At 74.4% G+C, this 13,360-nt stretch carries 5 protein-coding genes; all 5 read left to right on the forward strand.

The annotated features are described in order from the left end of the window. The first annotated feature begins 224 nt into the window (after positions 1-224). Positions 225-1,214, forward strand: a complete 990-nt coding sequence (gene sbnA / locus Q3W68_RS22660; protein WP_302907361.1) for a 2,3-diaminopropionate biosynthesis protein SbnA — start codon at positions 225-227, stop codon at positions 1,212-1,214. A gap of 16 nt (positions 1,215-1,230) precedes the next feature. Next, positions 1,231-2,247, forward strand: a complete 1,017-nt coding sequence (gene sbnB / locus Q3W68_RS22665) for a 2,3-diaminopropionate biosynthesis protein SbnB (protein ID WP_302907362.1) — start codon at positions 1,231-1,233, stop codon at positions 2,245-2,247. Positions 2,248-2,290: 43 nt separating this feature from the next. Beyond that, on the forward strand, positions 2,291-3,253 hold the full coding sequence (locus Q3W68_RS22670; protein ID WP_302907363.1) for an ATP-binding cassette domain-containing protein: 963 nt from the start codon (positions 2,291-2,293) through the stop codon (positions 3,251-3,253). Further along, positions 3,250-4,038 carry an ABC transporter permease gene (locus Q3W68_RS22675; protein WP_302907364.1) on the forward strand — a complete coding sequence of 263 codons (789 nt, stop codon included), beginning with the start codon at positions 3,250-3,252 and terminating at the stop codon, positions 4,036-4,038. The genes Q3W68_RS22670 and Q3W68_RS22675 overlap by 4 nt, the downstream gene beginning before the upstream one ends. 111 nt (positions 4,039-4,149) lie before the next feature. Next, entirely contained in the window at positions 4,150-13,359 is a 9,210-nt protein-coding gene (locus Q3W68_RS22680) for a non-ribosomal peptide synthetase (protein ID WP_302907365.1), read from the forward strand. The last annotated feature ends 1 nt before the right edge of the window (position 13,360 follow it).

Here is a 13,360-nt window from a genome sequence, read left to right on the forward strand (position 1 = left end):
GCGGGCCCGTGGCGGCGTCACCGGGCAGTTACGCCGGCCGTTCTGCCCGGCTCGAGCGGGCCGCTAGCCGGCCCCCATCACGGTCCAAGTGCCCCCCGAGCCGTGTAGCGCAGGCTGAGCGGACGTTCAGCCACCTGCCCGCCGGCACTCACCGCCGAGCCGCCGGGCCCACCATCGAACCCGATCGGGAGCCGGACAGATGCCGCAGTGCGGAAGTGTTGATCATGAGCCATGAGGCCCTGCTCGGACGCCTGGCGATGGTGGGGCGGGCGATGCCGCGTACCCCGTTGGTGCAACTGCGTCACGACCGGCTGAACCTGTTCGCCAAGTTGGAGTACGTGAACCTCAACGGCAGCTCCAAGGACCGTTCGGCGTACTGGATCCTGCGGCGGGCCGTCGAGCGCGGAGACGTCACCGAGCAGACCACCATCGTGGAGTCGTCCTCGGGCAACTTCGCGATCTCACTCGCGTCGTTCTGCCGCTGGCTGGGGCTGTCCTTCGTCCCGGTGATCGACCCCAACGTCAACGCCGCGACCGAGGCGTACCTGCGTCGGCTCTGCGACCGGGTGGAGAAGGTCACCGAGCACGACACGACCGGCGGCTACCTCTCCACCCGGCTGCGCCGGGTGGAGGAGTTGCGCGCCGAGCTACCCGGAGCCTACTGGCCCAACCAGTACGCCAACCTGGACGCCGTCGACGCGCACGACCAGCTGACCGGCGCCGAGTTGTGCCGGGACCTGCCCCGGCTCGACTACCTGTTCGTCGGGGTGAGCACCGGCGGCACCATCGCCGGGCTCTCCACCCGGCTGAAGCGGTTCCGCCCGGACACCTGGGTCGTCGCCGTCGACGCCGAGGGGTCGGTCATCTTCGGCAGCCCACCGGCGAAGCGCCGGCTGCCCGGTCTCGGCTCCAGCATCGTCCCGCCGCTGGTCGGCCGGGCCCACATCGACGACGTGGTGATCGTGCCCGAACTGGACGCGGTACAGGGATGTCACGAGCTGTTCGAGCGGCACGGCCTGTACGCCGGCGGCTCGACCGGCAGCGTCTACAGCGCGATCGAACGGTACTTCGCCGACCACAGTGGGGCGCGCCCCACTGTCGCCTTCCTGTGCGCCGACCGGGGCACCGGCTACGCCGACACCGTGTACGACCCGGACTGGGTCGCCCGGTTCGCCGCCCGACACGACCGCGGCCAGACCGTCGCGCTGGTGTGAAAGGAACCCGAACAGCATGACCGACCGACCAACCGTTCCCGCGTTCACGGTGGTGGCCGCGGCCGAGGTCGCCGCAGCCGTCGAAGCCGACCGCGCGGCCTGCCTGGAGGCGGTTCGCCGCGGCTACCTCGCCCACGACGAGGGCGCCAGCGTGTTACCGCACAGCAGCTTCCTGCGTTTCCCCGACCTGCCGCGGGACCGGATCATCGCCCTGCCCGCCTACCTCGGCGCGGACTTCGAGGTGGCGGGCATCAAGTGGATCGCCAGCTTTCCGGGCAACACCGCGCACCGGATACCGCGCGCCTCGGCGGTCCTGATCCTCAACGACCTGGCCACCGGTTACCCGTACGCCTGTCTGGAGTCGTCGCTGATCTCCGCGACCCGCACCGCGGCGTCCGCGGTGCTGGGGGCTGAGGCGCTGGTCGGCGGGCGGCGGGCGCCCAGCGTCGGCTTCATCGGCACCGGCCTGATCGCCGAGCACGTCCGCCGCTTCCTGCGCGACCTGGACTGGGCGATCGGCGAATACCGGCTCTTCGACCTCGACCCGGCTGCGGCCGGTCGGTTCGCCGCGACGGTCCGCGCCGACGGCGTAGGCGCGGTCAAGGTGGTGCCGGAATCGGCCGACGCGTTCGCCGCGGACCTGGTGGTCCTGGCCACCGTGGCCGGCGAGCCGCACCTGCACGACCCCGCGCTGCTCGCCCACCGCCCGACCGTGCTGCATCTGTCCCTGCGCGACCTGTCGCCGGAGATCGTGCTGGCCGGGCAGAACATCACCGACGACGTCGAGCACGCGGTCCGCGAACGCACCTCGCTGCATCTGGCCGAGCAGCGGGTCGGGCACCGTGACTTCGTCGACGGAACCCTCGCCGACGTGCTGCGTGGTCGTATCCGCCGGGACCCCGGCCGGGCCGCGATCTTCGCCCCGTTCGGCCTCGGCGTCCTCGACCTGGCCGTCGGGTCCTGGGCCTTCGACCGGGTACGCGCCGCCGGTGGCGGTCGCACCGTCGCCGACTTCTTCCCGTCGGCGACCTGATGTCCGCGCACAGTTCGCACGACGACCGCCGATGGGGTGGCACATGGACCTGACGATCGAGGCCGAAGGGCTCCGCAAGAGCTACGGCACCCACACCGCCCTGGCCGGTGTCGACCTCGCGGTGCCTGCGGGCACCGTGCTCGGCCTGCTCGGCCCGAACGGGGCCGGCAAGACAACCATGGTGCGGATCCTGTCCACGCTGCTCGCCCCCGACGGCGGCAGCGCCCGCGTCTGCGGGTACGACGTGGTCCGCAAGCCGCGCGAGGTGCGTCAACGGGTCGGTCTCACCGGCCAGTACGCGGCCGTGGACGAGTTGCTCTCCGGCCGGGAGAACCTGGTCCTGATCGGCGTCCTGCATCACCTCGGGCGGCGGGCGGCCCGCGCCCGCGCCGACGAGCTGCTGGAGCGATTCCAGCTCACCGATGCCGCCGGCCGTACCGCCCGCACCTACTCGGGCGGCATGCGCCGCCGCCTCGACCTGGCCGCCAGCCTGGTGGCGGACCCCCCGGTGCTGGTGCTCGACGAGCCCACCACCGGGCTGGACATCACCAACCGGAGGACGCTCTGGACGATGGTCCGGGAGCAGGTCGCCAAGGGCACGACGGTGCTGCTGACCACGCAGTACCTCGAGGAGGCCGACCAGCTCGCGGGCCGGATCCTGGTCCTCGACGGCGGGAAGGTCATCGCCGAGGGCACCTCCGACGAGCTGAAGCGCAAGGTCGGCGACGAGCACCTCCAGATCCGGGTACGCGACGCCGGGCAGCGCGCCGCGGCCGTCGCCGCCCTGGCCGTCGTCACCACCCACCAGCCGGTGCTCGACGCCGACGGCGTGAGTCTGCGGCTGCCGTTGGGCGAAGGGCTGACCGGCCTCGCAGCCGCCGCGGCGGCGCTCGAAGCCGCCCGCATCGACGTCGAGTCGTTCGCCAGCGGCGCGCCGACCCTGGACGACGTATTCCTCAATCTCACCGGACGCAGTGCCGCCGAGCAGCCGGAGGCAGTGGCATGACCACCCTCACCGTCGAGACCTCGGCCCTGGTGGGCCGTCATCTGCGCCACCTGGGCCGGGTGCCGATGCGGCTGCTGGGGGTGACAGTCATGCCGGTCGCCTACGTGGTGATCTTCGGCTACCTGTTCGGCAGCGTCATCGAGGTGCCCGAGGGCGGGTACCGGGAGTTCCTGATGGCCGGGATCTTCGCCCAGATGATGCTGACCAACCTTCAGCACACAGCGCTCGGTGTGGTCGACGACCTGGGCAACGGCATCGACGACCGGTTCCGGTCACTGCCGATAGCGGGGCTCGCCGTGCCGCTGGCCCGGACCCTGGCCGACCTCACCCGCGTGGTGATCGCCTGTGGCGCGATGGCGCTCGTGGGCTTTGCGATGGGGTGGCGTACCCACTCCGGGCCGGTGCAGGTGCTCGCCGGCTTCGGCCTGCTGCTCCTCCTCGGCTTCACCGCCTCCTGGATCGGCGTCCTGCTCGGGCTGAGACTCCGCTCGGCGGAGACGGTCAGCGCGGTCGCCTTCCTCGTCATCATGCCGATGACCTTCCTGTCCAACGCCTTCATCCCGCTGCGCGGGCTTCCCGACTGGCTGCGCGTCCTCTGCGAGTGGAACCCCCTCTCCGCTGTCGTCGCGGCCTGTCGCGAGCTGTTCGGCAACCCGGGCACGACCGGCGACGCCCTGCCGATGCGCCACCCGGTCGCCGCCTCCCTGCTGCTCACCATCGCGCTGCTGCTGATCAGCGCGACGCTGGCCACGCACACGTACCGCGCGGCGGCCCGGGGCCGCTGACCGCACCGTCACCGGCCGGGTCGCGCCCGATCCGGCCGGGCGGCCGGCGGCCCGCGCACGGCGCGGCCGGCCATCCACGAACCGCCGCGTCCGCAACTCCGGAGGACTGCCGTGCCCGATCACGAGGACACCCCCTGCCCGCTGACCACCGCGCAGTTCGGGATCTGGCTGGCCCAGCGGCTCGAGCCGGACAACCCCGTCTACAACCTGGCCGAGTACGCCGACCTGGCCGGCCCCGTCGACCCGGTCGCGTTCGAGGCGGCGCTGCGCCGTACCGTCGCCGACGCCGAAGCGCTGCGTGTGCGGGTCGAGGAGCCCGCCGAGGGGCGCCCGGTGCTCTCGGTGCTGCCCCGGGTCGACTGGACGCTGCCCGTGCTCGACCTGCGGGGGGAGTCCGATCCGTATGCGGCCGCGACGGAGTGGATGCGCGCCGACCTGTGCCGGGCCGTGGATCCGCACCGGGAGCCGGTCTTCCGCTACGCGCTGTTGCGCCTGGCCGGCGACCGCACCCTGTGGTACCAGTGCTACCACCACCTTGCCCTCGACGGGTACGGCATGGTCCTGGTGGCCCGACGGGTGGCCGAGGTCTACACCGCGCTGAGCGAGGGCGGCGAACCCGGCCCGGCGCCGTTCGGCTCCCTGCGGGCCCTCGTGGCCGAGGAGACCGCCGATCGGGCCGGTGAACGGTTCGCCAGGGACCGTCGCTACTGGACCGGACGCTTCGCCGACCGGCCCACCCCGACCAGCCTCGCCGGCCGGGCGCCCACCACCGCGCGCCGGCTCGTCCGGGGCAGCGCGCCGGTCGACGCCACGACGATGCGGCGGCTGCGCGCCGCCGCGCGCGAGCGGGACGTCGCCGTGCCGGCGATCGTGGTCGCCGCCGTGGCCGCGTACCTGAACGGGCTCGCCGGCGACGAGGACGTGGTGCTGGCCCTGCCCTCGACCGCCCGCCGCAGCACCCTGGCGCGGAGCGTTCCCGGGACGGTCTCCACGATCGCGCCCCTGCGCGTCGCGGTACGGGCCCGCACGCCGCTCGGCCAGCTCGTGGCCGAGGTCTCCCGGGAGCTGCACGGCGCGCTGCGCCACCAGCGTTACCGCTTCGAGGACCTGCACCGCGACCTCGGCCTCACCGGCGGCGCGTCGGTGCTCGGCCCGCACGTCAACATCCTGCTCGGCGCCGACAGCGGTCGCATCCGGTTCGGCGCGGCCACCGGCACCGACCACAACCTGGCCGGCGGGCCCGTCGACGACCTGGCCGTCGTGCTCGACGGCCGGCGCGGGGACGGCGACGCCCGGCTGGATCTGGACGCCAACGCCGACCTCTACGGCGCGGACCAGGTCGCCGAGCACGCCCACCGGCTCGCCGCCTTCCTGGGCACGTTCGCCGCCGTTGCGGCGGCAGCGCCGGACACCCCGACCGGCCGGCTGGACCTGACCGGGCCCGACGAGCGCCGGTTCGTGCTGCAGGAGTGGAGCGGGACGACAGCGCCGGTGCCCGACCTGCGGTTGTCCACCCTGATCGAGCGTCAGGTGGCGGCCACCCCGGACGCACCGGCGGTGACTCGCGGCGACATCACAATGACGTACGCGCAACTCAACGCCGCCGCGAACCGGCTCGCCCGCGTGCTGGTCGCCCGCGGCGCGGGCCCCGAGCAACTGGTGGCGCTGGCGCTTCCCCGGTCGGCGGAGATGATGGTCGCCCTGCTCGCCGTGCTGAAGGCAGGCGCCGGCTACCTGCCGGTGGACCTGCGGTATCCACCGGACCGCATCGAGTTCATGCTGGCCGACGCCGGCCCCCGGCTGGTCCTCACCGGCGCCGACGCCGCCGACGGGCTGCCGGCGTCCGCCGCCGGCCGCCTGCTGCCGCTCGACGGGCCCGCGCTCGTCGCCGCGCTCGCCGAGCAGGACGACACCGACCTGACCGACGCCGACCGGCTGCGCCCGCTGCGCGGTGCCAACCCGGCGTACGTGATCTACACGTCCGGCTCCACCGGCCGCCCCAAGGGCGTCGTGGTCAGCCACGACAACGCCGTCGACCTGGCTTGCTGGGCGGTCGCCGAGATCGGCCCGGACGCGCTGCGCCGGGTGCTGGCCAGCACCTCGCTCAACTTCGACGTCTCCGTGTTCGAGATGTTCGGCCCGCTGGCCTGCGGCGGTGAGATCGAGGTGGTCGACGACCTGCTCGCCCTCGCCGAACGCCCCGCCGGCTGGTCCGGCAGCCTGATCAGCGCCGTGCCGTCGGCCTTCGCGCAGCTGCTGGCCGGGGGAGCAGTCGACGCTCGCGCCGATGTCGTCGTGCTCGCGGGCGAGGCGCTGTCGGCCGCGGCGGTGCGCGATATCAGCGCCGCGCTGCCCGGGACACGGGTGGCGAACATCTACGGCCCGACCGAGGCGACCGTCTACTCCACCGCGTGGCACGGCGGGGACCTCCCCGACGGGACCGCCCCGCCGATCGGCCGGCCGACCACGAACACCCGGGCGTACGTGCTGGACGCCGCGCTGCGTCCGGTGCCGCCCGGTGCCGCCGGAGAGCTCTACCTCGCCGGCGCCGGACTGGCCCGGTGCTACCTCGACCGGCCCCGCCTGTCCGCCGAGCGGTTCGTCGCCGACCCGTTCGGAGCGCCCGGCACGCGCATGTACCGGACCGGCGACCTGGTCCGCTGGCTGGCCGACGGCGACATCGACTACCTCGGGCGCGTCGACGACCAGGTGAAGGTGCGCGGCTACCGGATCGAGCCGGGCGAGATCGAGGCAGTCCTGCTGACCCACCCCGGGGTGGGCCGGGCCGCGGTGGTGGCCCGCACCGACGCCGGTGTCACCCATCTCGTCGGCTACGTCGTCCCGGCCGGCTCCGCCGCCGTGCCGTCCGCCGCCGAGCTGCGCGACCACGTCGCCGCGGCGCTGCCGGCGTACATGGTGCCGGCGGCGTTCGTGCCGCTGGCGGCTCTGCCGCTGAACCCCACCGGCAAGTTGGACCGGCGCGCCTTGCCCGCGCCGGACTTCGCCGCGGCGGCGGGCGCGGGCCGGGTTCCCGCCGGCCGCCGTGAGACGCTCCTGGCCGGCCTCTTCGCCGAGGTGCTGGGGGTGCCCACGGTCGGCGCCGAGGACAGCTTCTTCGACCTGGGCGGGGACAGCATCGTCTCCATCCAGCTCGCCAGCCGGGCCCGGCTGGCCGGGCTGCGGCTGACACCGCGCGACGTGTTCACCCACCGGACGCCGGCCGCCCTGGCCCGGGCGGCCGGCGACCTCCACGGGACCGACGTCGAGGACCCGGGGGACGCTCTCGGCGAGGTGCCGCTGCCGCCGATCGTCGAGTGGCTACGCGACCGGGCGGGCGCCGCCCACCCGGTCGACGCGGTGGCACAGAGCGTTGTGTTGCGTACGCCCGCCGGTCTGGGCCTGGCCGAGTTGACGGCCGGCGTGCAGGCGCTGGTCGATCGGCACGACGCCCTGCGGATCATCCTGGACCGGGATGGCGCGGCGTGGCAGCTGACGGTCCCGCCGCGCGGCGTCGCCGCCGACTGCCTGCGCCGGGTCGACGCCACCGGGCCGGCCGAGCCGCACGGCGCGATCCGCGCCGCCCGCGCGGAAGCGGTGGACCGGCTGCGCCCGGCCGAAGGGCGGCTGGTGCAGGCGGTGTGGGGCGACGCCGGCTCGGACCGCCGGGGATGGTTGGTGCTCGCCGTCCACCACCTTGCCGTGGACGGCGTGTCCTGGCGGATCCTTCTGGACGACCTGGCCGCCGCCGTGGCCGCGGCCGCGGCCGGCGCGCAGCCACGGCTGGCCCCGGTGCCTACGTCCTACCGCACCTGGGCCCGGCGCGTCGCGCAACGGACCGCCGCGGCCGTCGAGGCGGTGCCGTCCCGCGTGGACCGCCCGCTCGCGCGGCGGCCGATCCGCCCGGACGACATCGAGGCGACGGCGCGGCGACGTACCGTCGGGTTGCCCGTGTCCCGCACCGAGACGCTGCTGCGCACCGCCGCTGCCCGCTGGCATGCCGGGATCGACGAGCTGCTGCTGACCGCGCTGGTGATCAGCGTGGCCGACCGGCGGCGACACGAGCCGGGTCCGGGCGCGGACCTGCTGGTGCACGTCGAGGGCCACGGCCGTGACGACATCGACGATCTGGACCTGTCCCGCACGGTGGGCTGGTTCACCCGCCTGGACGCGGCGCGACTCGGCCTCGGCGACGTGGACCCCGCCGAGGCGCGGACCGGCGGCCCGGCCGTCGGCCGGGCGGTCAAGCGGATCAAGGAACAGCTGCGGGCGGCCCGCTCCGGCGACTCTTCCGCCGCATCGTCCGGGCCGGAGATCGGGTTCAACTACCTCGGCCGGCTGGCCGTCGGTGACGGCGACTGGTCGGTGGTGACGATTGACGGCGCAGTCGCCCTCGGCGGCGTCGGAACGTTGCCGGTGGCGCACCCGCTGGAGATCAACGCGGTGGTCGTGGACGGGCCGGACGGCCCGCGGCTGACCGCCGAGTGGACCTGGCCGGACGGAGTGCTCACCGACCGGGACGTGCGCGAGCTGACCGACGGGTGGCTCCGCGCCGTCGAGGCGATCACGGAGTACGCGGAGCAGCCGGGCGGCGGTGGCCGTACCCCCTCCGACCTGCCGCTTGTCGAACTCGACCAGGACGAGGTGGAGCGGCTCGAGGCGGCGTACCCGGCGCTGGCCGACGTGCTGCCGCCGGCCCCGCTGCAGGATGGGCTGCTGTTCCTCTCCGCGTACGACGAGCGGGCCCCCGACGTCTACACCGTCCAGTTCGTCTTCGACCTCGAGGGGACGCTGGACGCCATCCGCCTGCGCGCCGCCGCGCAGGCGCTGCTCGACCGGCATCCCGGACTCCGCAGCGGCTTCACCCAGCACGAGCTGCGCCGCCCGGTGGCGGTGGTGCTGGCCGCGGTCGAGGTGGACTGGCGGGAGCCGGACCTGTCCGCCACCGCACCGGCCGAACTGGACTCCGCACTGGCCGGCCTGCTCGCCGCCGACCGCGCGGAACGCTTCGACCTGGCCCGCCCGCCGCTGCTGCGCTTCACCCTGGTCCGGCTGCCCGACGACCGGTACCGGCTGGTGCTGACCAACCACCACATCCTGCTGGACGGCTGGTCGATGCCGGTGCTCGCCGGTGAGCTGTTCGCGCTCTACCGCTCGGGCGGCCGGGGTGACGGGCTGCCGCCGGTCACCGACGCCCGGGCGTACCCCGCCTGGCGAGTTCGGCAGGACCGCGGCGCGGCCGAGACGGCGTGGCGCGAAGCCCTCGGCGGCCTGACCGAGCCGACCCTGGTGGCGCCGGCCGTCACCGGACGCTCCCCGACGCCGCCGGAGAAGCTGCGGCGGCAACTGCCGACGTCGCTCACCGAGGCGCTGACCCGGACGGCCCGGACCGCCGGGGTCACCCTGAACACAGTGGTTCAGGCCGCCTGGGCGGTGCTCGTCGGCAGCCTCACTGCCCGCGACGACGTGGTCTTCGGGGCCACCGTGGCGGGCCGGCCGGCCGAGCTGCCCGGGGTGGAGAGCATGGTCGGCCTGTTCATCAACACCGTCCCGGTACGGGTACGCCTGGACCCGGCCGAACCGGTCACCGCCATGCTGCGCCGGGTCCAGGAGCGGCAGAGCGCGCTGCAACCGCACCAGCATCTCGGGCTGGCCGACATCCAGCGGCTCGCCGGGCACGGAGAACTCTTCGACACCCTTGTGGTCTTCGAGAACTACCCGGTCGACCCGGGCGTGCTCGACCTCGCCGGCACCGGCCTGGCCGTACGCGGCGTGCACGGGCTCGACGCCACGCACTACCCGCTGAGCCTGGTGCTCGTCCCCGGCGACCGGCTGGGGCTGCGGCTGGAGTACCGGCCGGACGTCGTCGACCGGGACGGCGCCGATGCGTTGCTCGATCGGGCGTGCCGGCTGCTGGGCGACATCGCCGCCGACCCGGCCGCCCCGGTGGGCCGCCTCGAACCGATCACCCCGGCCGAGCGGCGACGGGTGCTCGTGGAGTCGAACGCCACCACCCATCCCGTCCCCGAGGCCACGCTACCCGACCTGCTGGCCCGGCAGGCGGCGGCCACCCCGAACGCCGTCGCGGTGGTCTTCGAGGGCACCGGCCTGACCTTCGCCGAGTTGGACCGGGACAGCAACCGCCTGGCCCGGCTGCTGATCGCCGGCGGAGTGGCCCCCGAGCGGTTCGTCGCAGTCGCGGTGCCCCGTTCGCGGGAACTGGTCGTCGCGCTCTGGGCGGTGCTGAAGGCCGGCGCGGCGTACCTGCCGGTGGACCCGGACTATCCGGACGACCGGATCGCGTACCTGCTCGACGACGCGCGCCCGGCGCTGGTCCTCACCACCCGGGCGACCGCCGGGCGGGCCGGTGACGCCGCCGTGCTGGTGCTCGACGCCGACGAGGTCCGGCGCGCGACGGCGGAGCTGTCCCCGGCCGCGCTGACCGACGCCGACCGGCACGCGCCGCTGACCGCCGCCAACCCGGCGTACATGATCTACACCTCCGGCTCGACCGGCCGGCCCAAGGGTGTCGTGGTGCCGCACGCCGGCATCGTCAACCGGCTGGCGTGGATGCAGAACGAGTACCGGCTCACCGACGCCGACCGGGTGCTGCAGAAGACGCCGTCCAGCTTCGACGTGTCGGTCTGGGAGTTCTTCTGGGCCACCGTCGTCGGCGCCACCCTGGTGATGGCGCGGCCCGAGGGCCACCGGGACCCCGCGTACCTGGCCGAGCTGATCCGCGCCGAGCGCGTGACCACACTGCACTTCGTACCGTCCATGCTGGCGGCGTTCCTCGCCGAGCCGGCCGCCGCCCGGTGCACCGGCATGCGCCGCGTCATCTGCAGCGGCGAGGCGCTGCCCGTCGAGCTGGCCGAGCGGTTCTTCTCCACCGTCGACCCGACCGGCGAGCACGGCGTCGAGCTGCACAACCTGTACGGCCCGACCGAGGCATCGGTGGACGTGACGTATTGGCCGTGCCGTCCGGGGGAGCGCAGCGTGCCGATCGGCGTGCCGGTCTGGAACACCCGCCTGTACGTGCTCGACGCCTTCCTGCGCCCGGTACCGCCCGGCGTGGCCGGCGAGCTGTACCTGGCCGGAGTCCAGCTGGCCCGGGGTTACCGGGGCCGCGCCGGCCTCACCGCCGAGCGGTTCGTCGCCGACCCGTTCGCCGCGTCGCTGGCCGCCGCGGACCCGTGTGTGGTCCCCGGCGAGCGGATGTACCGGACCGGGGACGTGGTCCGCCGCCGTTGCGACGGGGTGCTGGAGTACGTGGGCCGCACCGACCACCAGGTCAAGATCCGCGGCTTCCGGATCGAGCTGGGCGAGATCGAGGTGGTCCTCGCCGAGCACCAGTCGGTGGGGCAGTGCGTGGTCCTGGCCCGTGAGGACCAGCCGGGGGTGAGACGGCTCGTCGGGTACGCCGTTCCGGCAGCCGGCCGGGAGATCGACGAGACCGCGCTGCGCGAGCACGTGGCCGGGCGACTGCCCGACCACATGGTGCCGGCGGCGGTGGTCGCTCTCGACGTCCTGCCGGTCACCGTGAACGGCAAGCTCGACCGGGCGGCGCTGCCCGCGCCGGACTTCGTCGAGGCCACCACCGGCGGCCGTGCCGCGTCCACTCCACGCGAGGAACTGCTCGCCGCGCTGGTCGCCGAGGTGCTCGGGCTTCCCCGGGTCGGTGTCGACGACAGCTTCTTCGACCTCGGCGGCGACAGCATCGTCTCGATCCAGCTGGTCAGCCGGGCCCGCTCGGCCGGGTTGACGCTCACCCCGCGTGAGGTCTTCACCCACAAGACCGTCGCCGGGCTGGCGGCGGTGGCGCGGGAGACGGCCGGCGTCGCCGTCACCGATCCCGACGCCGGCATCGGTGAACTGCCGCTGACCCCGATCGTCCACTGGTGGCTGGAGCGGGCCGGTCCGCTGGGCGGTTTCCACCAGTCGGTGGTGGTGCCCGCCCGGGCCGGGATGAACCTCGACCGGCTGCGCGACGCGGTGCAGGCGCTTCTCGACCACCACGACGCGCTGCGCATGCGGCTCATCGGTGGGGTGGGGCAGCGGCGACTGGTGATCGGCCCGCGCGGCGCCGTGGCGGCGGAGGATCTGATCACCCACCGGCCGGCCGCGGCGGACCCCCACTCCGAACAAGGGGTACCCGATCTCGCCGCGCTGGCCGAGGCGGCGCGCCTGCGGCTGGACCCGGCCGCCGGGCGGATGCTGCACGTGGTGTGGTGCGAGGGCGCGGCCGGGCAGCCGGGGCACCTGCTGATCCTGGCCCACCACCTGGTCGTCGATGGGGTCTCCTGGCGGATCCTGCTGCCCGACCTGACCGCCGCCCTCGCCGCCCCGCCCGGCTCGCCGCCCCGGCTCACCCCGGCCGGGACGTCGCTACGGGAGTGGGCCGGGTACCTGGTACGGGACGCGCACAGCCCGGACCGGCTGGCCGAGCTGCCGTTCTGGACCAAGCTGCTGGACCAGGCGGAGCCGCCGCTGGCCGCCCGCGCGCTCGACCCGGCCCGGGACACCGTCGCCACACTGGCCGAGTTCCGGGTGGAACTGCCGGTCGACCGGACCCAGTCGCTGCTGACCACCGTGCCGGCACTGTTCCACGCGCGGGTCGACGACGCGTTGCTGGCGGCGCTGGCTCTCGCGGTGGCGCGCCGACGCGCGCAGCGAGGGCTGGGCGACGACCCGTCGGTGCTGGTCGACCTGGAGCGGCACGGCCGGGCCGACCTGCCCGGCGTCGACCTCTCGCGCACCGTCGGCTGGTTCACGAGCCTGACTCCAGTCCGGCTCGATCCCGGGACTGTCGACTGGCATCAGCTACGCGAGGGCGGCCCCGCCGTCGCCGTGGCACTGAAACGGGTCAAGGAGCAACTCCGGGCCGCCCCGGACGACGGGCTCGGGTACGGCCTGCTCCGGCATCTCAACGAGGAGACCGCCGGGGTGCTGGCCGAATCGGCCGAGGCGCAGGTGATGTTCAACTACCTCGGCCGGCTGGGCGGCGCCGACGGTGCCGGTGCCGGCATCGGCGGCGGCGCGGATCCGCAGCAGCCGGTGGCGTACCCGGTCGAGGTGGCCGCCTGGACCGCCGACACCGACGCCGGACCCCGGCTCACCTCGGTGTGGCGCTGGCCCGGCGAACTGCTCGACGAGGCGGACGTGCGGCAGCTCGCCGACGACTGGCGGGCCGCCCTGGACGGTGTCGTCGCGTACGCCGCGTCCGGTGGCACCGGCGGGCACACCCCGTCGGACCTGACCCTGGGCTCGCTGTCCCAGGACGAGATCGACGAGTTCGAGGACGAACTGGAAGCGGAGTGGGAGTAGC

This window comes from Micromonospora sp. C28ISP2-4, from assembly GCF_030519385.1.
GTDB lineage: Bacteria > Actinomycetota > Actinomycetes > Mycobacteriales > Micromonosporaceae > Micromonospora > Micromonospora tulbaghiae.

Bases quoted from the DNA above. Each gene is read 5' to 3' on its own strand.
- sbnA (WP_302907361.1), top strand. From the start codon at position 225: ATGAGCCATGAGGCCCTGCTCGGACGCCTGGCGATGGTGGGGCGGGCG.
- sbnB (WP_302907362.1), top strand. From the start codon at position 1,231: ATGACCGACCGACCAACCGTTCCCGCGTTCACGGTGGTGGCCGCGGCC.
- Q3W68_RS22670 (WP_302907363.1), top strand. From the start codon at position 2,291: ATGGACCTGACGATCGAGGCCGAAGGGCTCCGCAAGAGCTACGGCACC.
- Q3W68_RS22675 (WP_302907364.1), top strand. From the start codon at position 3,250: ATGACCACCCTCACCGTCGAGACCTCGGCCCTGGTGGGCCGTCATCTG.